Source organism: Halorubrum aquaticum (assembly GCF_900113615.1).
Taxonomy (GTDB): domain Archaea; phylum Halobacteriota; class Halobacteria; order Halobacteriales; family Haloferacaceae; genus Halorubrum; species Halorubrum aquaticum.
In genome coordinates this window covers 1-18,357 of record NZ_FOPZ01000022.1, presented here as the reverse complement: position 1 = coordinate 18,357, position 18,357 = coordinate 1, and the positions used below count along the sequence as shown (strand labels likewise).

Below are 18,357 nucleotides of genomic sequence, written 5' to 3'. Positions count from 1 at the left end.
TCATGCCGGACCCGCGCCACGGCTCCGAGTGGGTCTACCGCTCCAGCAGCCGCGCGCGCCCGGCGAGGAGTCCGACGAAGGCCCCCGTGGCGTGTGCCAGGAGCGCGACGACGAGGGGAACGCCGACCGCGGAGGTCGACGCATCGGTCGCTCCGCGGTCGCCGTCACCGTCGTCTCGGTCGGCGGAGCGACGCGCTTCGCGCCGTTTCTCGGCTTCGGGGAGGGACACGGGCGTCGTCACGGACGACGCGAGTGTTTTCTCCCCGCGTGTCGTCCCGCCTCCGAACGAACCGCCAGCGTTATATGATTTAGGCCAACCTAAACGAACTGTATGTCGGCCGACCGCGTGCGTGACCGCTCTCGATCCGCGACGACCGCCCCCGAGGAGTCCGCGACCGGAGGGGACGCCGGACGATGAGCGGGTCCCGGCTCCGTCGAGTCCGTGACCGGATCGCGGCGAGCGGCCCCTCCCGCGGTCGGCTCACCCTCCTCGGCACCGTCGGCGTCCTCGGAGTCGGCGTCGCGGTGCTCTCACGGACCGTCGAGACGGACGCGCTCCTCGCGGCGGTCGCCGCGGCCGACCCGCGGTTCCTCGCGCTCGCCGTCCTCGCGTACCTGGCCTCGTGGCCGCTCCGGGGGCGGCGGTACGGGGACGTGCTCGCGCCGATGGACCGGCGGCACGGCGTCGGCTTCCTCACCGCCGCCGTGTTCGCGAGCCAGACGGCGAACCTCGTCGTGCCGGCGCGCGCCGGGGACGGCGTCCGGGCGTACCTCCTCAAGCGGCGGCGGGACGTGCCCTATCCCACCGGCGTCGCCTCGCTGGCGGTCGAGCGCGGCTTCGACCTCGTGGCGGTGGCCACGCTCGGGGGCTCCGCCCTCGCGGTCCTCCTGCTCGGAAGCCGCTCGGTCGGGACGGAGGGTGCCTCGACGCCGCTCGCGGCCGCGGCCGGGATCGCCGCCGCGGCGCTTCTCCTCGCCGTCTCGACGGTCTGGGTCGCACGAAGCGACCGGGCGTTCGGTCCCGCGCTCCGCGCTCGCGTCGAGGGTTCCCGCCTCTCGGGGGTCGTCGACGCGGCCGTGCGGTTCGGCGCGGCCGTCCGCGTCGTCGCCGTGGCCCCGCGCGGGCTCGCCCGGGTCTACGCCGGGAGCCTCCTCGTGTGGGGGCTCGACGTCGTCACCGCGGTGCTCGTCCTCGCCGCGCTCGTGGGAGGGTTCGGCGGGACGGTTCCGGCGTGGACGCTCGTGACCGTCGGGACGCTCGCGGTCAGCGCCGGGAACCTCGCGAAGGTGCTGCCGCTCTCGCAGGGCGGCATCGGCCTCTACGAGGCCGCGTTCGTCGGGCTCGTCGTCGGCACCACCGCGATCCCCGTCGAGACGGCGGTCGTCGCGGCGGTCCTCGACCACGCGCTGAAGAACGCGGTCACGCTCGGCGGCGGCGGGGCGGCCGCGCTCGCGTTCGACCGCCTGCCGACGGGCGATCCCGAAGACGCCGAGCCCGCGACCGGCGAGAGCGACCCGTCCGCCGCCGGACCGCCAAGCTTTTAGGCCAGCCTAAAAATTTGGGGACATGGACGAACGCCGTAACGCGAGGGACGGATCCGACGTCTGTGTGATCGTCCCCACGATCCGGGAGTACGAGTGCGTCCGCGCGTACGTCGAGAACGCGCGCGAACACGGGTTCGACACGTCGCGACTACACTTCGTGTTGGTCACCGAGGACTTCTGTGACGTCGCGGAGATGCGCTCGATGCTCGACGCGCTCGACGTGTCGGGAGAGGTCTTCGACGGGAGCCGTCGCGAGGAGTGGTACGCGGAGAACGGGGTCGGGGAGTACGCCCACGTCGTCCCGGCCGCCAGCCACGCCGAGACGAGCTTCGGCCTGCTGTACATGTGGGCGAACCCCGCGTTCGAGTACGGAGTCTTCATCGACGACGACACGCTCCCGCACGACGACGAGGACTACTTCGGCCGACACATGGCGAACCTCGCGTTCGAGGGGGAGGTGACGCGCGTCCGGTCGGACGAGAACTGGGTGAACGTCCTCTACGAGAACGCCGACGAGCACGGCCTCTATCCGCGTGGCTACCCGTACTCGGCGATGAACGAGACGGTCGAGACCGACGCGGTGGAGATCGAGGGCGGCGAGGTCGTCGCCTCACAGGGGCTCTGGACGAACGTGCCCGACCTCGACGCGGTGCGGATCCTGATGGACGGCGACCTCGAGGGACAGGCACAGACGCGGACGAGCGCCGACGACTTCGGCGAGGACTTCGTCGCCGCGCGCGGTAACTACCTCACGGTGTGCTCGATGAACCTCGCGTTCCGCCGCGAGGTGATCCCGGCGTTCTACCAGCTCCCGATGGACGACAACGAGTGGGAGGTGGGCCGGTTCGACGACATCTGGTCGGGGGTCTTCCTGAAACGCGCCTGCGACGTGCTCGACAAGCGGATCTACAACGGCTGGCCGCTCTGTGAGCACAACAAGGCCGCGCGCTCGACGTTCGACGACCTCCACAACGAGGTCGCGGGCTTGGAGCTCAACGAGCACCTCTGGGAGCTCGTCCACGACGCCGGCGCGGACGCCGCCGGCTACGCCGAGGCGTACGACGCGATGGCCGACCGGCTCGCCGACGGCGAGTTCGACGAGTACCGGAACGGGGAGTTCCTCGTCCACGTCGGCGAGCACATGCGCGACTGGCTCGACTGTCTCGAGGCGCTCGACCGGACGCCGGCGGTAGCGGACGACTGAACCGACACGACTAAGTTCATTTAGGCTGCCCTAAAACACATGCCAGAAACCGATCCTTCTTCCGACGGAACCGACAGACGACGCTTCCTCGCCGCGACCGGCGCGCTCGGCGCGCTCGGCGCGGCCGGCTGCCTCGACCGGCTTCCCGGCGGGGGCGACGACGCGACCGAGTCGACGGTCGGCCAGATCGGGTCCGGCCGCGCGGGACGCGGACTCCCCGGCGGCACCCCGATCGCCGAGATGCCGGACCTCGAGGGCGAACTCACCGTCTACTCCGGCCGTGGCGAGTTCCTCGTCGGCGAGCTCGTCTCCTACATCGACGAGCAGTACGACGACTTCTCGCTCACCGTCCGGTACGCCGGCTCGACGGACCTCGTGAACCAGATCGCGAACGAGGGCGAGGGATCGCCCGCGGACGTCTTCTACTCGGTCAACGCGGGGTCGCTCGGCGCGCTCGCGGACGCGGGGCGCACCCAAGCGCTCTCCGAGGAGGTCACGGGGATGGTCCGCGAGGAGTTCCGCACCGACCAGTGGATCGGCACCTCGGGACGCGCCCGCACCGTCCCGTACAACACCGACGAGTTCTCCGAGGAGGACCTGCCGAGCAGCGTCATGGCGTACCCGGAGGAGTTCTCCGGCGACCTCGGGTGGGCCCCCTCCTACGGCTCCTGTCAGGCGTTCGTGACCGCGATGCGGCTCATCGAGGGCCCGGAGGCGACCCGTAGCTGGCTCGAGGCGGTCGTCGAGTCGGGTATCGCGAGCTACCCCGACGAGTTCGCCGCCTGTCAGGCGATCGCCGACGGGGAGATCGACGCCGCGTTCACGAACCACTACTACATCCAGCGCGTCCTCGACGGCAACCCGGAGGCGTCGATCGCGACCGCCTTCACCGAGGGCGACGCCGGCGCGGTGTTCAACGTCGCGGGGGCCGCGGTCGTCGACACCGCGTCGGACGCCACCCTCGCCGAGAACTTCGTCCGGCACCTGCTCTCGGCGGAGGCACAGGACTACTTCGCCCGGACGACCTTCGAGTATCCGCTCATCCCCGACGTCGAGCCGATCGGCGACCTGCCGACCATCGACGAGCTCGACGTCCCGGACATCGACCTGACCCAGCTGTCGGACCTCGAACCGACGATCGACCTCATGCGCGACGCCGGCGTCGAGGTCTGAGCTCCCCCGGATCCCGTGTCGTCCCGCCTCCTCCGTCCGATCCGGCTCGCGAGCGCCGCCCGCGAGCGACTGGCCCGAGCCGATCGCGTCACGCTCGCGGCGCTTCTCGTCGCCGGCGTCGCCGGCCTCCTTACTTTCGCGATCGCCGCGACCGTCTTCGCGTACCACTCCAGCAACCACGACGAGGCGGTGTACCTCACGCAGGCCGCGATGTTGCTGTCGGGGCAACTGGAGTTACACGCCGGATCGCTCGCCGACGCGTTCCACCCGTGGTTCTTCGTCGAGGACGGCGGCCGGCTCTACCCGAAGTACACGCCGGTCCCCGCGGCGATGTACGCCGTCTCCATGGGGATCCTCGGCGAGCCGCGGGTCACGCTCGCGGTCGTCGCCGCCGGCAACGCCGCGCTCGTGTACCTGCTCGGGTCGATGGTCGCGGACCGGCGGGTCGGCGTCGCCGCCGCGGTGCTGTTCGCGGCGTCGCCGCTCGCGCTCGTGACCGGCTCGACGTTCCTCCCGTACGCGCCGACGACGTTCCTCAACCTGTGTTTCGCGGTCGCGTACCTCCGGAGCGTCCGGGACGGGTCGCTGCCGGCCGCCGGCGTCGCGGGCGTCGCGGTCGGGCTCGCGTTCTTCGCGCGCCCCTACACCGCGGTGCTGTTCGCGGCCCCGTTCATCTGTCACGCGCTCGTTCGAGTGGCGTCGTCCCTCCGGGCGAGCGGGCTCCGCTCCGTCCGCTCCTCCGGCGTCCCCCTCTCCGTTCCCGGTCCCGTCCGTCGACACGGGCTCACGGCGCTTCTCGGGACGGCCTTCGTCGGCTTGACGCTCGCGTACAACCTCCGGCTGACGGGGTCGCCGCTGACGTTCCCGTATCAGGCGTTCGCCCCGATGGACGGCCCCGGCTTCGGCGAGCGGCGGATCCTCGGCCACTCGGCCGACTACACGCTCGGGCTCGCGCTCGAATCGAACGCCTACGCCCTGTGGTTCCTCGCGACCCGATGGGTGACGGCCGGGCCGATCGGCTCGGCGCTCGCGCTCGCCGGCGGCGCGCTCGCCGTCCGTCGCTGGCGGCGCGGCGAGCGCGTGTCGACCGGGGGTCGAGAAGGGGCGGTCGACGCCGACGCCGGCTTCGAGCGCACCGCGGGGCTCCTGCTCGCGGGCGTGGCGGGCTCGGTCGTCGTCGGCAACCTGTTCTTCTGGGGGACCCACAACCTGCTCGCGACGCTCTCCGACCCGACCGACGGGCTCGTCGCGGGCTTCGGCCCGTTCTACCACTTCGACCTCCTCGTTCCGTTCTCCGTGTTCGGCGGCGTCGCGCTCCTCGCCGGGTGGCGGGCGCTCCCGCGGCTCCGGGCGCGGCTCTCGGCGGTCGTCTCCCCGGACCGGGCCAGGGTGGTCGTCGTCGTCGCGGTCGCGGTCGTCCTTCTCGCGGGCGGGGTCGCCGCCGCGGCCGTCCTCGCGACGCCGCTCGACCGGAACGCGGCGAACGCCGAGAAGTACGAGGCGGCCTACGAGCCGGTCGAGTCGACGTCGCTCGAGGACGCGCTCGTCCTCGTCCCGACCCCGTACGGGGAGTGGCAGAACCACCCGTTCCAGACGCTGCGGAACGATCCCGGATTCGACGGCGAGGTCGTGTATGCGCTCGACCGCGATCCGGGCGAGGACTTCGCCGTGCTCGACGCGTACCCGAACCGGACCGCGTACCGCTACGCGTACCGCGGCGAGTGGACGCCGAACCCGGACCGACACGTCGCCCCGAAGCTCGAACCGATCGACGTGCGTCGGGGGGCGACGCTCTCGGCCGAAACGACCGTCGGGACGCCGGAACGCGTCGAGCGCGCCCGGGTCCGGCTGACGGTCGACGGCGAGCCCACGGGTCGCGCGAGCTACGTCGTCGAGGACCCCGGCGATCCGATCGCGGTCGACTGGTCGATCGACGCCGACGGAGCGCGGCTGGCCGGCGATCCGGGGACGGCGGTGCCGATCGAGGTCGAGGAAGGCGGGAACGGCGGCACGGACGGGGCCGGCGACGGGAACGGAACGGAAGTCGAGGCCGACACGGTCGTCCTCACGGTGACGCTCGTCGACCCCGCTGGGTCGACGTTCACCTACCGGCAGGAGGCGACGGTCCGGACCGACGGAGACCGCGTCGAGGTCGTGTGGCCCCCGGAGCGCTCCGTCTGTCCGCTCGTCATCGAGTGCGGGAACGAGGGGACCTACCTCCCGGACGACCCCGACGCACACCCCGACTGGGTCGTCTTCGGGACCGACGTCGAGGCGGACGAAGCGTAGAACTCTCGAACCGCTCAGAGCCGCCGCAGCCGCTCCTCGAGACACACTGTGACGATCGACTTCGCGATGGCCGCGCCGCCCTCGATCGGGTCGAGTTTGGTCTCGCCGAGGCGCTCGGCGTAGTCGATCGGGCGCTCGCGTACGTCGTAGCCGCGCATCAGCGGCCGGATCAGGAGCTCGGCGGAGAGGCCGGTGTTCTCGGTCCACGCGATGTCCTCGACCACCTCGCGGCGGTACGCGCGCATCCCCGTCGTGGTGTCATGGACGCGTTCCGCCATGAGCAGGCTCGCGATCGCCGCGAACGCGTGGTTGCCGAGGCGGTTGAACGCGGGCATCGCGCTCGCCCCGTGGTAGAGCCGGTCGCCGCTCACCACGTCCGCGCCCGCGTTGATCGCCTCGAGGAACTCCGGCAGCGCCTCCATCGGGTAGGTGTCGTCGCAGTCGGCCGTGACGACGATCGGCCGGTCGGGCGCGAGGATCGCCTCGCGGACGGCGACGCCGTACCCCTGCGGCTCCTGTTCGATGACGCGCGCGCCGTGCTCGCGGGCGATCTCCGGCGTCCGGTCCGAGGAGCCGTCGACACAGACCACCTCGGCCCTCCCGTCCGTGACCCGCTCGACGTCCGAGAGGACGGTCCCGATCGCCGCCTCCTCGTTGTACGTCCCCATCACGACGCTGACGTCCTCGAAGGTGTACGCGTCGCCCGTGCCGTCCTCGCCGTCCGTCGCGGTTTCGGCCGCCCCGTCGTCGGTAGCTGAATCGTCGGCTGCCGCGTCGTCGACGGTGGGACTCCCGGTCGCGTCGTCTCCCGACCCGACCGCCGACGGCGTGAGTGACTCGCTCATTACGCAAGCAGAACGACCGCACCCACTTGAATTTTTAGGTTTGCCTAAAACAGTGTCAGACCCGCGACTCGACGTGGTCCGCGACCCGCAGCGCCAACGCGGCGATGGTGAGCGTCGGGTTCATGGCCCCGCTCGTCGGGAAGACCGAACTCGAGGCGATCCAGCAGTTGTCGAGGTCGTGGGTCAGACAGCCGGCATCGACGACGCCGCGATCGGGGTCGTCGCTCATCCGGGTCGTCCCCATGTGGTGGTAGGCGGGTCCGGTCGCGTCCGGGCCGGTCACCCACTCGATCTCCGCGCCGAGTTCCTCGAGGATCGACCGCTGGATCCCGTTCGCGCGCTCGATGGTGCGGAGTGCGCGGTCGTCGACGGACCAGTGGACGTCGGGGACGGGGTTGCCGTGGTCGTCGGTGCGCTCCGGATCGAGACCGACGTAGCTGTCGGCGCTCGGGCGCTGCTCGACGAGCCCGCCGACCGCGACGTGGTTCCCGTACTCCTCGCGCAGTCGGTCGAGGAGCGCGTCCCCCCAGTCGTCGCCGGAGAGCGCCGACTCGACCGGAGAGGGGCCGGCGTAGTTGAAGAACTCGAGTTTGAACGGGGCGATATCCTCGTCGGCCCCGTCATAGAACTGATCGCAGGCGCTCGTGTAGAAGCCGACGTGGTTCTGTCGGGTCGGCTCGTCGAGGACGCCCCCGACGCCCGCGAACAGGTGGTCCATGAAGAACCTCCCCACCGTCCCGCTGGAGTTCGCGAGGCCGTCCGGGTAGTGCTCGGAGTCGGAGAGCAGGAGGAGCCGTGGCGTCTCCACGCCGCCGCAGGCGACGACGAACGCGTCGGCCGCCTGGCGGTGCTCCTCGCCGTCGGGCGTCGCGTAGACCGCTGCGGTCACCCGGTCGGCGTCGTGTTCCAGCCGCTGGACCGGGGCGCGGTCGATGACGGTCGCCCCGTTCGACTCCGCGCGGTCGACGTGGACCGTCGCGTCGTACTTCGCGCCGCTCGGACACACCGGCTGGCACGTCCCGTACCCGACGCAGGGCGAGCGGCCGTCGTACGGCTCCGAATTGCGCGCGTTCGGCACCGAGTGCATGTCGATCCCCAGCGACTCGCAGGCCTCCGCGAACAGCGAGTCGCTGTAGGAGGGCTCGAACGCCGGCATCGGGTGCGGCTCCTCGCGGGGCGGCGCGTACGGGTTGTCCGACGCGCCGGCGACGCCCAGCTCGCGCTCGGCCTCGGCGTAGTACGGCCGGAGGTCCGCGTAGTCGATCGGCCAGTCGGGACCGACGCCCCGAGCCGTCCCGGAGTTGAAGTCGTCCTCGTGCAGGCGCATCACCATCCCCTGCCAGTGGAGCGTCGACCCGCCGACCCCCTTGACGCGGGCGTGGTTCAGCGGGTAGAAGCGCTCGCCGGAGCTGGCATGGGCGTCGCGATCGCCGCCCACGTCCCACACGTCCGGCCGGTCGTAGGAGGGGCGGATCGCCCGCTCTTGTCTCGCGAGCCGGTCCGCCGGGTCGAACCGCGGCCCGGCGTCGAGCACCACCACGTCGCGGTCGGCGGCCAGCCGGTCGGCGACGAGCGCGCCGGCCGGCCCCGCGCCCACGACGCAGACGTCCGCGTTCGCGACCGGGCTGCGGTCGATATCCCGGGTCTCGGTGTCCCCCCCACTCATTTCGGCCCCCGTCGATAGCTCTCCGCCCCGCCGGGGTGTCCCTGCGGGTTCTCGATACCGACCAGCTCCCCGCCCGTCGGCGAGGCGTACAGCGCCAGGAGGAGGTCGTTGACGACGTAGTACCGGACTCGCTCGGCGGTCGTCCCGTCGGGGTCCTCCTCGGCGGTGTCGGCACCGGTCCCCCGGAGCAGCTCCTCGCGGTCGGCCGCCGACAGCTCAGCGACCGGCGCGTCGTACCAGGACCGGGACGCCGCCTCGAGGTCGGCGACGGCCTCGCGGAGCCCCGCCGCGTGTGCGGACCCGTCCAGCCGCCCGTCGAGGAAGCGGTCGACGAACGCCTCGACGTTCGAGACCGCGTCCGGGTAGACGACCGCCGCGACCGCGACCATCGTCGACCGAACCGTCTCCTCGTCCGCGCCGCCGTCGGCGTCGTCGTGCCGCCCGCCGTCGCCGTCCGCCTCGCCGCCCGCAGCGTCCTGACCGCCACCTCCCGCGTGACGGACGCCGACGGCGACCCCGCCCGCCGCACCCACGGCGGCCAGCGCGGCCACGGCATCGCGTCTCGTCAGCTCCATGCGTGGTTTAGGCTACCCTAAATCCTTATACCCGTCGGAGTCGATCGCGTACTCGATGCCGCTCGGATCGGAATTCCTAACCGAGACAGCACCTTCCTTCCGGATCGAACCCGGTCCCCCTTCCGACCCATGAGCAGAATACAGCGCATCATCGACGGAGCGACCGACGGCGACGGGCGACTCCCGCCGGGGCTGACGCTGCTTTCCGCCGCGATCGCCGCGACGCTCGTGTTCCCGCTGGCGTGGCTGGTGATCGAGGCCGTCACCGTGGACCCGGACCGCGCGCGTGAGCTCCTCGTCAGTTCCGGAACGGTCGAGGTGCTGCTCAACAGCCTGCTCCTGATGGCGGGCGTGACGGGACTCTCGATCCTGCTCGGCGTGCCGCTCGCGTACCTGACGGTCCGGACCGACCTCCCGTTCCGCCGGTTCTGGTCGGTCGTCGTCGCGCTCCCGCTCGTCGTCCCCAGCTACGTCGGGGCGTTCGCGTTCGTCTCCGCGTTCGGTCCCCGCGGCGAGTTCCACGACGTGCTCGCGCCGCTCGGCATCGAGCGGCTCCCGGACGTCTACGGCCTCCCCGGATCGATCCTCGTGATCACGCTGTACACGTATCCGTACGTCTACCTCTCGACGCGGGCCGCGCTGCTTTCCTTCGACACGACGCTGATCGAGGCGGCGCGGACCCTGAACCACGGCCGCGCCGAGGCGTTCCGGCGGGTGACGCTGCCCGTGATCCGTCCGGCGGTCGCCGCCGGATCCCTCCTGGCGGCGCTGTACGCGGTCTCCGACTTCGGGACGCCCTCGATCATGCGCCTGCCCGTGTTCACCCGGCAGATCTACGTCGAGTACAACGCGTTCGGCCGTGACTACGCCGCGCTGCTCTCCTTACAGCTGCTCGGCGTCGTGCTCGTCGTGCTCGCGCTGGAGTGGCTCGTCCGGTCGAACCGGACCACCCACGGCGACGACGCGGGCACCACCGGCGACCTCGTGCGCCTCGGCCGGTGGCGCTGGCCGGCGACGCTGGCTCCCGCGTCGGTTGCCGCGACCGCGCTCCTCGTCCCGCTCTGGATCCTCGGGCTGTGGCTGGTCCGGTCGGACGCCGGCCGCCGCCCCTCGATGGCCTTCGAGCCGATACAGGTGCTCAACTCGGTGTCCGTCGCCGCCGCGGCCGCCGTCGTCGCCGCGCTCGCGGCCCTGCCCGTCGCGTACTTCGCGGCCACCCACGACTCGCCGCTCGCGACGCTGTTCGAGCGGGCGACCTACGTCGGCTTCGCCGTCCCCGGGATCGTGTTGGCGCTCGCGTTGGTCTACTTCGGATCGGGATACCTGCCGTGGCTCTACCAGACGCTTCCCCTCCTCGTGTTCGCGTACGTGGTTCGGTTCCTGCCGCAGGCCGTGGGGTCGACCCGGACGTCGATCCTCGGGGTCGATCCCCGGTTGGTCGAGGCGGGCCGCACGCTCGGGGAGTCCTCGATGGGCGCGTTCCGGCGGGTGACGTTCCCGCTCACCCGCTCGGGGATCGTCGCCGGCGCGGCCCTCGTCTTCCTCACGACGATGAAGGAGCTACCCGTCACGCTCATCCTCCGACCGTCCGGTTTCGAGACCATCGTCACCCAGATCTGGCGCGCACAGGAGACCGCGCTCTACCAGTACGCCGTCGTGCCCACGCTCATCCTGCTCGTCATCTCCGGACTCTCGATGGTCGTCATCCTCGCACAGGAGGGTGGCGAGGAGGGGCTGTGAGCCTCTCGATCTCCAGTTCAGTCGGTCTAAGGAGTGAGCGATCGATTGCGGTGGCGCGCCTCCGAGTGCCCCGGAGGGGCACGAGGAGCCCGCGAGGGACGCGGCGAGTGGAACGAGCCGCGAGGCTGGGGAGGCGTGAGGTGCGGTTACGGGGCCGTGCGGGGTGGGACTCAAAGGGGCAGTCGCCGGCGGCGGAGTCGCCGGCGACGAAGCCGTGAGTCCTCGTGGCTGGCGCTTTGAAAACAGTCACCGCGCCAGCAACGATCCTCTTTCACTCATCCCGATCCCCATCGAAACACCCGTCCTACAAGCACGCTCCAACGACTGGGCGTTTCACACGAAAACACGTCTAGAAAGACCGGATCGCAACGGAGCCACTCTCGTGTATTTGTGACTATCACATCACTTAATAACCAGATGACGCACGGTCGATCCGTCACTGAGAGCGATCCGACATGTCACTGGTAGACGCACACCGACCGACGAACCGGCGCGAACGCTACCGACTGATGGCCGACGCGGCGAGCCGACCCTTCGCGGTCGGTGCCGTCGCGGTTCCCCTCCTCTTGCCCCTCCTCGGGTATCTCTCCGGCGATATCCGGGTCATGTTCACCGTCCACCTCTTTCTCGGCGCGTTCTGGTTCGGCACCGCGGTGCTCGGCGCGGTCGTCTTGGGGCCCGTCATGGGCTCGCTCTCCGAGGAGGCGAACGTCGAGTTCGCCTCGGGGTTCGTCCCGAAGATGAACATCCTCATGGAGCCGGTCTCGGTCGGCGTCGTCGGCTCCGGGCTCGGGCTCGCCGCCATGATGGGACTGTTGGCCTCTCCCACCCCGTCGCTGTGGGCGGCGCTCGTCCTCGCGGTCGCGCTGCTCGTTCTCGGGTTCGGCCCGCTTCACGCGTTCACCTCCGGGATGTTCGACGAGATCGCCGCCGAGGAGACCGACCACGAACGGCTCGCCGAGTTGAACAAGAAGTACGGCATGTTGAGCATGGTCGAGCTCGTCTTGATGATCGCCATCGTCGCCACCATGTCCGGGATCCGCTGGGGTTTCTGACTCGTTCGTCCGAGAGCATCCGAGTTCGTCCGAGGTCGTCCGAATCCCACACGTACTTACCCGACACCCGCCACGAGCGCGTATGGACCTCGCCGATTCACACGCGCTGATCACGGGTGGAGCCGGCCTCGTCGGGAGCCACCTCGCGGCCCGGCTCCTCGAGGCCGGCGCGACCGTCCGCGTCGCCGACGACCTCTCGAAGGGCGACCGCGACCGCGTTCCCGACGGCGCGGAGTTCGTTCGAGCCGACGTGACCGACCCCGACGACGTCGCCGAGGTCGTCACCGCGGACCTCGACGTCGTCTTCCACTTCGCGGCGTACACGGACACGAACTACGACGACGACCGCGAGCTGTTCGAGGCGAACACCGCGATGACGCACGCCGTCCTCGAACGCATGCGCGAGGTCGGCGTCGACCGCTTCGCGTTCACCTCCTCCTCGACCGTCTACGGCGAGGCCCCCCGGCCGACGCCCGAGGACCACGCGCCGCTCGAGCCCATCTCCATTTACGGCTCCTCGAAGCTGGCCGACGAGGCGCTGATCTCGACGTACGCGCACTCCTACGGCGTACGGTCGTGGGTGTTCCGGTTCGCGAACATCGTCGGCCCCCACCAGCGCGGCAACGTGATCCCCGACTTCATCGAGAAGCTCGACGACGACCCGACCGAGCTGACGATCCTCGGCGACGGCCGCCAGGAGAAGTCCTACATGCACGTCACCGAGTGCGTCGACGCGATCCGCCACGTCGTCGAGCACGCCGACGACGACCTGAACGTCTACAACCTCGGGACGCGGACGACGACCTCGGTGACGGAGATCGCCGACATCGTGAGCGAGGAGCTCGGCGTCGACCCCGAGTACGAGTACACCGGCGGCGACCGCGGCTGGACGGGCGACGTACCGCGGATGCGCCTGTCGATCGAGCGGCTGGCCGCGCTCGGGTGGGAGCCGTCGATCGAGAGCGACGAGGCGGTCCGCCGCGCGGCGCGGCAGTTGATCGACGAGATAGTCGAGTGAGCCGACCGCCTCGGGTCACCGCCGGTGGAACGAGCCCGGTCGCCGGACGGCTTGGGGCGACCCTTGTCGAAGTGGACACAGTTATCCGGTCCCCTCCGTTACGAGGTCGCATGTTTAGTGACAGTCACGCCGTCTCGAGCCCCCGACCGGGGGACGTCGTGGGCTCCTCGGCCGCTCCGCGAGTGCGACGACGACCGTCGGGGAACGACGAAGCCGACGAGATCGGAGGGCGAGCATGCGCGTAGTCGCGAAGTTCGGCGGGACGAGCCTCGGGAGCGGCGACCGGATCGACCGCGCGGCCGACTCGGTCGCCAACGCGGTCGAGGCCGGCCACGAGATCGCCGTGGTCGCGAGCGCGATGGGGTCGACCACCGACGACCTCCTCGACGACATCACCTTCGAGACGGACGACGCGGACCGCGCGGAGATCGTGTCGATGGGCGAACGGACCAGCGTGCGGATGCTGAAGGCCGCCCTCTCGGTCCGCGGCATCGAGGCGGTCTTCCTCGAGCCCGGCCACCCCGACTGGCCGGTCATCACGAACGAGCTCGGCGAGGTCGACGTCGAGGAGACGCGTCGACGCGCCGAGGCGCTCGCCGCCCGACTCGACGGCGTCGTCCCGATCATCACCGGGTTCCTCGCGGAGGACCACGACGGGAACGTCACCACCCTCGGCCGCGGCGGCTCGGACACGACGGCGGTCATGCTCGGCAACTACATGGACGCCGACGAGGTCGTCATCGTCACCGACGTCGAGGGCGTGATGACCGGCGACCCGCGGGTCGTCGAGGGCGCTCGAAACGTCGGCCGGATCACCGTCGACGAGCTCCGGAACCTCTCGTTCCGCGGCGCGGAGGTCGTCGCCCCGTCGGCGCTCTCGTACAAGAGCGAGAAGCTCGCGGTCCGCGTCGTCCACTACCAACACGGCGACCTGCTCAGGGGCGGGACCCGGATCGAGGGGCAGTTCGAGAACCTCATCGACATGCGGGAGACGCCGCTCGCGTGTCTCACGGTCGCCGGCAGGGCGATCCGAAACCGGCCCGGGATCCTCTCGAACCTCTCGGACGGCCTCCAACGCGAGGAGATCAACATCGACGCGGTCGCCTCGGGGATGGACTCCGTCACCTTCTACGTCGACGTCGACGTCGCCGAGCGCGCGGAGGCGGTGTTACACGAGACGGTCGTCGAGGACGAGACGCTCTCGTCGGTGACCGTCGACGATCCGATCGCGGTCATCCGCGTGACCGGCGGCGAGCTCCCCAACCAGTCCGGCGTCATCCAGGACATCATCGGGCCGCTCGCCGAGGAGGGTATCAACATCATCGACCTGATCACGAGCGCGACCTCCGTCGCGGTGTTCGTCGACTGGGACGACCGCGAGGCGGCCCTGGAGATCGTCCAGTCCTGTTTCGACTGAGCCCCTCGATTCCGTTCCGAGCGAACTACCCGTCCAAGTGCTCGATGACCGCGTCGACGTCGTTGGGGACGGGTTCCGGGTCGCCGCCGGCCTCGTAGGCGGCGTCGGGGTCCTTCAGCAGGTGGCCGGTCGTGAGACAGACCACGGTCTCGTCGTCGTCGACGACGCCCTCGTGCCGGAGCTTCTTCAGCCCGGCCAGGCTCGCCGCGGAGGCGGGCTCGACGCCGACCCCCTCGCCCGCGAGCTGGCGCTGAGCGTCGGTGATCTCCGTGTCGCTCACGGCGACGGCGGTGCCGCCCGTGTTCCGGATCCCGGGGATCGCCTTCGGCGCGTTGACCGGGTTGCCGATGCGGATCGCGGTCGCGCGCGTCTCGACCTCCTCCCACCGCCGGATCTCGTCGTTGCCCGCCTCGATCGCCTCGACCATCGGGGCGGCCCCCTCGGCCTGAACGCCGGTCAGCTTGGGTACGTCGTCGACGGCGAGCGCGCCCGATTGGACGAGCTCGCGGAACCCCTTGTACAGCGCCGCGGTGTTGCCCGCGTTGCCGACGGGGAGGACGATCCGGTCGGGGTACGTCCCGTGGTCGGCGTGGAACTCCTCGAGGATCTCGAAGCCGATCGTCTTCTGGCCCTCCAGACGGAACGGGTTCAGCGAGTTGAGCAGGTACGCCTCGCCGCGGGCGGCGAGCGCCTGGACGATGTCGAGGCAGGCGTCGAAGTTGCCGTCGACCTCGAGGATGCGCGCGCCGTGGAGGCTCGCCTGCGCGACCTTCCCGGCGGCGACCTTCCCCTGCGGAAGGAGCACGAGCGTCGGCATGTCGGCGCGGCCGCCGTAGGCCGCGAGCGCGGCCGAGGTGTTGCCGGTGGACGCGCAGGCGAGCGCGCCGACGCCGAGCTCCTGGGCGACGCGGACGCCGACGGTCATTCCGCGGTCCTTGAAGGAACCGGTGGGATTCATCCCCTCGTGTTTGATCCGGAGCGCGTCGACCCCGACCGACTCCTCGATCCGGGGGACGCGGTGGAGCGGGGTGTCGCCCTCCGGCAGCGTCACGCCGAGGTCGAAGGGAAGCCCCTCGCGGTAGCGCCACACGCCGCGATCGGGGCCGTCGGTCGACGCGCCCGCGCCGAACTCCTCGAACGTCGGCGGGTCGGCGTAGCGGACCTCGAGCAGGCCGTCACAGTCGTCGCAGGTGTAGCGGACCTCCTCGAACGGGGCGAACGTCTCGCCGCAGGCGATACAGGCGAGCCAGGTCCCGTCGTCCGCACAGTCGGGCGCGTCGGGGGTCGCGGCGTCGATGGCGAGGCTCATTGATCCATCGTCGGTTCCCCCGTACCTTAAGCCGGCCGATGGGGACCGACGGTGACCCCGGATCAGTCGACGATGATCTCGGAGTCGGAGCCGTCGTCCCGACCGGTCCCGCCGCCCATCTCCGCCTGATAGCGCTGGATCCACTCGGCGAAACACTCGGGGCAGAGCCGTTGGGTGTCGATGTTCGCCCGGTCGACGCTGAGTCGAACCGTTCGGGCGAGCGCGTCCGTCGTCGGCTCCCCGCAGGCGTCACAGGGTTCGGTCGTCGGCGCGTCGCTCATACGGGTCGCTCTCGGCGAGTGCCCTTAAAAACTCGTCACGGTCGACGCACGCGCGTGGTGTGCGGGCGGCGGGCGAGCGGCGGTCGGATGGTGCGAGTGACGTGCGAGCGGCGCGTGTGCTCGCTCGATTCACGTCGTCCGGAAGGCGCGGTCGCCGGCGTCGCCGAGCCCGGGGACGATGAAGCCGTCGTCGTCGAGCCGGTCGTCGATGGCGACCGTCAGCAGGTCGGCCTCGGGGAAGGCCTCCCCGACGCGGATCAGGCCGTCCGGCGCGGAGACCGCGGAGAGCACGAACAGGTCCTCGAAGTCGTCGGCCTCCGCGAGGATGTGCTCGAGGACGGCACACATCGTCGAGCCGGTCGCGAGCATCGGATCGGCGACGATCACGGTGTCGTCGGGACCGATCTCGGGCAGCTTCACGTAGTCGATCGTGATCGGGAACTCCCCGTTCTCGTTCATGCCCGCGGCCTCGTCGCGGCCGGCGGAGATCACGCCCTGTTTCGCCCGCGGGAACGCCTTCAGGAGTCCCTCGACGAACGGGGTCGCCGCCCGGAGCACGTTGACGATCACCACGTCGTCCATCCCCTTCACGCGCTCGCCGGTCGTCTCCGCGAGCGGCGTCTCGACGGGCACGTACTCGGTCCCCATCGCACCGTCGATGACCTCGTAGCCGCAGATCCGGCCGAGCTTCACCAACCCCTTTCGGAAGGCGACCTGCTCGGTCTCGACGTCGCGGAGCCGCGAGAGGGTGTCCTTCGCCAGCGCGTGGGTGATGAGGTACGCGGTGTCCCGGTCTTCGATGGTCATTATCGGGGAGGTAGTCGCGTTCGGATTAAAAGGTGACCGCTGTCGCGCGCGTCATCACTGTAGCACGACCACGTACGTCAGCGCGAAGATCGCGAGCGCGACGCCCGCGACCGTGGTGAGCCCGTACTCCATCACTTCGAGGAGGTCGAGCCCCCAGACGACCGTCCACCCCAGCCACAGCGACAGGACGGCGTTCAGCGCGAGCACCACCCGCGGGTCGCCGCTCGACTCCTCGAGCCCGTCCGAGAGTCCCTTGCGCTCCTCGCTCATGCGTGAAGGCGGAGGGAGCGACACTTAGGTCTTTGTTCCACCTTTTTCTCGTCGGGTTCCCGGCGCTCACTACGTTCGCTTCGGGAACCGCTCCTCGAAAAACCTGGAGGGAAAAAGCCGCCGGCTCGGCGTTCGCCTCGCCGGCGGTGAATCGCTCGTGGTTCGAAACGACGGAGCCGTTTCGTCATCGCCAGAGGTCTCTGATTTCTGGCTAGCAGCCAGAACGCGACGCGTTCTGGCCACATCACGAAAGACAGGGCCTCGGCAGAGCAACTTATTTGTACACTTCGCGTTTAAAGAAAATTAAGAGATGTGTTGAATAGAGAACCAACTTGGAACGAGAATCTTGGTTTCTTGTTAGTATCGTTCGCAATTGCGAGCGCTGCTGCGACACTCGTCCCCACGGTAGGACTCGGAGGCCTTCCCGGAGTGGTCGGTGTCATTGTCGTATTTGTAATCACCTTTTTGATTTGTATGGTGGCCGTTGACCGGTTGTTCCTTCGAGAAGAGGGTACCACCGACACGCAGTCTTAAAGTGAGTGTAAGAAGCTGATGGATAAAGGAGCTATCTTCGGTGTTGTCGCGGCAGTGCTCACCACCACCGGGTTCATCCTCGGCGCACTGTTTGGACCACTACATGCCCCTACCGACTTTAAGATAGGACTCGCTTCAATAGCGATTGGCTTGGTATTGGCGTATTTACTTGTGTATCAGTTCGACCTATTTCAAAAATACGTGAAGTAAATCATAATCATAGCGTTTCAAAACGATAAGAGTGCTAAATCTCCAGTACTCGGAGAGGACTCACGAATCGTTCAGTACAGTCTAAGGAGTGGCGATCGATTGCGGTGGCGCGCCTCCGAGCGTCCAACGGGCGCGAGGAGCCCGCGAGGGACGCGGCGAGTGGAACGAGCCGCGAGGCTGGGGAGGCGTGAGGTGCGGTTACGGTGCTGTGCGGGGTGGGACTCAAAGGGGCAGTCGCCGGCGGCGGAGCCGCCGGCTGCCAGAGGCGCGGAGCGCCTCGCTGCCACGAGGACGAAGCCCGGCGAAGTAAGCACCGCAGGAGCGAACAAAGTGAGCGACGAGGAGCACAACGAGCCGCGCGAGTCCTCGTGGCTGGGGCTTTGGCGGTGTTCACTCCGCCAGCAACGATTCTCTTTTAC

At 69.7% G+C, this 18,357-nt stretch carries 16 protein-coding genes; 8 read left to right on the top strand and 8 right to left on the bottom strand.

Features of this window, described 5'->3' with window-relative positions; genetic code table 11:
- Positions 1-34 precede the first annotated feature (34 nt).
- Positions 35-229 (bottom strand): hypothetical protein, encoded by a 195-nt coding sequence (locus F3H10_RS14300; protein ID WP_149785456.1) that lies wholly within the window; start codon positions 227-229, stop codon positions 35-37.
- Positions 230-414: 185 nt separating this feature from the next.
- Here F3H10_RS14300 and F3H10_RS14295 point away from each other — a divergent pair, with 185 nt between their 5' ends.
- From F3H10_RS14295 to F3H10_RS14280, 4 genes are read left to right on the top strand one after another with little or no spacing between them, the layout of a single operon-like run.
- Positions 415-1,545: a lysylphosphatidylglycerol synthase transmembrane domain-containing protein gene (locus F3H10_RS14295; RefSeq protein ID WP_149785455.1), complete on the top strand. Its 1,131-nt coding sequence runs from the start codon at positions 415-417 to the stop codon at positions 1,543-1,545.
- A gap of 22 nt (positions 1,546-1,567) precedes the next feature.
- On the top strand, positions 1,568-2,749 hold the full coding sequence (locus F3H10_RS14290; protein ID WP_149785454.1) for an alpha-1 4-glucan-protein synthase: 1,182 nt from the start codon (positions 1,568-1,570) through the stop codon (positions 2,747-2,749).
- Between the two features lie 39 nt (positions 2,750-2,788).
- On the top strand, positions 2,789-3,922 hold the full coding sequence (locus F3H10_RS14285; protein WP_149785453.1) for an extracellular solute-binding protein: 1,134 nt from the start codon (positions 2,789-2,791) through the stop codon (positions 3,920-3,922).
- Positions 3,923-3,937: 15 nt separating this feature from the next.
- A complete protein-coding gene (locus F3H10_RS14280) occupies positions 3,938-6,211 on the top strand; it encodes an ArnT family glycosyltransferase (protein WP_149785452.1) in 2,274 nt (757 codons plus the stop codon).
- Between the two features lie 14 nt (positions 6,212-6,225).
- On the opposite strand, the gene F3H10_RS14275 is transcribed toward F3H10_RS14280, so the two are convergent.
- Genes F3H10_RS14275 through F3H10_RS14265 form a run of 3 tightly spaced genes read right to left on the bottom strand, consistent with a single transcriptional unit; the run spans position 6,226 to position 9,297 of the window.
- Positions 6,226-7,056 carry a dolichyl-phosphate hexose transferase gene (locus F3H10_RS14275; RefSeq protein ID WP_149785451.1) on the bottom strand — a complete coding sequence of 277 codons (831 nt, stop codon included), beginning with the start codon at positions 7,054-7,056 and terminating at the stop codon, positions 6,226-6,228.
- A gap of 55 nt (positions 7,057-7,111) precedes the next feature.
- Positions 7,112-8,722 (bottom strand): GMC family oxidoreductase, encoded by a 1,611-nt coding sequence (locus F3H10_RS14270; RefSeq protein ID WP_149785450.1) that lies wholly within the window; start codon positions 8,720-8,722, stop codon positions 7,112-7,114.
- Positions 8,719-9,297: a gluconate 2-dehydrogenase subunit 3 family protein gene (locus tag F3H10_RS14265; protein WP_149785449.1), complete on the bottom strand. Its 579-nt coding sequence runs from the start codon at positions 9,295-9,297 to the stop codon at positions 8,719-8,721. The genes F3H10_RS14270 and F3H10_RS14265 overlap by 4 nt, the downstream gene beginning before the upstream one ends.
- Positions 9,298-9,426: 129 nt before the next feature.
- Here F3H10_RS14265 and F3H10_RS14260 point away from each other — a divergent pair, with 129 nt between their 5' ends.
- The 4 genes from F3H10_RS14260 (at position 9,427) to F3H10_RS14245 (ending at position 14,527) form a co-directional block, all read left to right on the top strand.
- Positions 9,427-11,037 carry an ABC transporter permease gene (locus tag F3H10_RS14260; protein WP_149785448.1) on the top strand — a complete coding sequence of 537 codons (1,611 nt, stop codon included), beginning with the start codon at positions 9,427-9,429 and terminating at the stop codon, positions 11,035-11,037.
- Positions 11,038-11,492: 455 nt separating this feature from the next.
- Positions 11,493-12,092: a hypothetical protein gene (locus F3H10_RS14255; RefSeq protein WP_149785447.1), complete on the top strand. Its 600-nt coding sequence runs from the start codon at positions 11,493-11,495 to the stop codon at positions 12,090-12,092.
- A gap of 82 nt (positions 12,093-12,174) precedes the next feature.
- Positions 12,175-13,110, top strand: coding sequence for an NAD-dependent epimerase/dehydratase family protein (locus tag F3H10_RS14250; RefSeq protein ID WP_149785446.1), 936 nt, complete (start codon positions 12,175-12,177; stop codon positions 13,108-13,110).
- A gap of 235 nt (positions 13,111-13,345) precedes the next feature.
- Complete coding sequence (locus F3H10_RS14245; RefSeq protein ID WP_149785445.1) at positions 13,346-14,527, top strand: aspartate kinase; 1,182 nt, start codon at positions 13,346-13,348, stop codon at positions 14,525-14,527.
- A 25-nt stretch (positions 14,528-14,552) separates the two neighbouring features.
- Here the strand turns inward: F3H10_RS14245 and thrC are convergent, their stop codons facing one another.
- The 4 genes from thrC to F3H10_RS14225 all read right to left on the bottom strand — a co-directional run bounded on the left by thrC (position 14,553) and on the right by F3H10_RS14225 (position 17,194).
- The gene (thrC, locus tag F3H10_RS14240; RefSeq protein ID WP_149785444.1) at positions 14,553-15,836 is read right to left on the bottom strand and encodes a threonine synthase; all 1,284 of its coding nucleotides are present in this window, start codon (positions 15,834-15,836) and stop codon (positions 14,553-14,555) included.
- A 62-nt stretch (positions 15,837-15,898) separates the two neighbouring features.
- A complete protein-coding gene (locus tag F3H10_RS14235) occupies positions 15,899-16,117 on the bottom strand; it encodes a DUF7569 family protein (RefSeq protein WP_149785443.1) in 219 nt (72 codons plus the stop codon).
- Positions 16,118-16,246: 129 nt separating this feature from the next.
- Positions 16,247-16,924 carry a uracil phosphoribosyltransferase gene (gene upp / locus F3H10_RS14230; protein WP_149785442.1) on the bottom strand — a complete coding sequence of 226 codons (678 nt, stop codon included), beginning with the start codon at positions 16,922-16,924 and terminating at the stop codon, positions 16,247-16,249.
- Positions 16,925-16,978: 54 nt separating this feature from the next.
- A complete protein-coding gene (locus F3H10_RS14225; protein WP_149785441.1) occupies positions 16,979-17,194 on the bottom strand; it encodes a hypothetical protein in 216 nt (71 codons plus the stop codon).
- Between the last annotated feature and the right edge of the window lie 1,163 nt (positions 17,195-18,357).

What these genes read in the sequence shown, in the direction of transcription:
- F3H10_RS14270 (WP_149785450.1), bottom strand. Translation starts at nt 8,722, where the DNA reads ATGAGTGGGGGGGACACCGAGACCCGGGATATCGACCGCAGCCCGGTC.
- F3H10_RS14255 (WP_149785447.1), top strand. Translation starts at nt 11,493, where the DNA reads ATGTCACTGGTAGACGCACACCGACCGACGAACCGGCGCGAACGCTAC.
- upp (WP_149785442.1), bottom strand. Translation starts at nt 16,924, where the DNA reads ATGACCATCGAAGACCGGGACACCGCGTACCTCATCACCCACGCGCTG.
- F3H10_RS14285 (WP_149785453.1), top strand. Translation starts at nt 2,789, where the DNA reads ATGCCAGAAACCGATCCTTCTTCCGACGGAACCGACAGACGACGCTTC.
- F3H10_RS14250 (WP_149785446.1), top strand. Translation starts at nt 12,175, where the DNA reads ATGGACCTCGCCGATTCACACGCGCTGATCACGGGTGGAGCCGGCCTC.
- F3H10_RS14235 (WP_149785443.1), bottom strand. Translation starts at nt 16,117, where the DNA reads ATGAGCGACGCGCCGACGACCGAACCCTGTGACGCCTGCGGGGAGCCG.
- F3H10_RS14225 (WP_149785441.1), bottom strand. Translation starts at nt 17,194, where the DNA reads ATGAGCGAGGAGCGCAAGGGACTCTCGGACGGGCTCGAGGAGTCGAGC.
- F3H10_RS14265 (WP_149785449.1), bottom strand. Translation starts at nt 9,297, where the DNA reads ATGGAGCTGACGAGACGCGATGCCGTGGCCGCGCTGGCCGCCGTGGGT.
- thrC (WP_149785444.1), bottom strand. Translation starts at nt 15,836, where the DNA reads ATGAGCCTCGCCATCGACGCCGCGACCCCCGACGCGCCCGACTGTGCG.
- F3H10_RS14245 (WP_149785445.1), top strand. Translation starts at nt 13,346, where the DNA reads ATGCGCGTAGTCGCGAAGTTCGGCGGGACGAGCCTCGGGAGCGGCGAC.
- F3H10_RS14295 (WP_149785455.1), top strand. Translation starts at nt 415, where the DNA reads ATGAGCGGGTCCCGGCTCCGTCGAGTCCGTGACCGGATCGCGGCGAGC.
- F3H10_RS14260 (WP_149785448.1), top strand. Translation starts at nt 9,427, where the DNA reads ATGAGCAGAATACAGCGCATCATCGACGGAGCGACCGACGGCGACGGG.
- F3H10_RS14275 (WP_149785451.1), bottom strand. Translation starts at nt 7,056, where the DNA reads ATGAGCGAGTCACTCACGCCGTCGGCGGTCGGGTCGGGAGACGACGCG.
- F3H10_RS14290 (WP_149785454.1), top strand. Translation starts at nt 1,568, where the DNA reads ATGGACGAACGCCGTAACGCGAGGGACGGATCCGACGTCTGTGTGATC.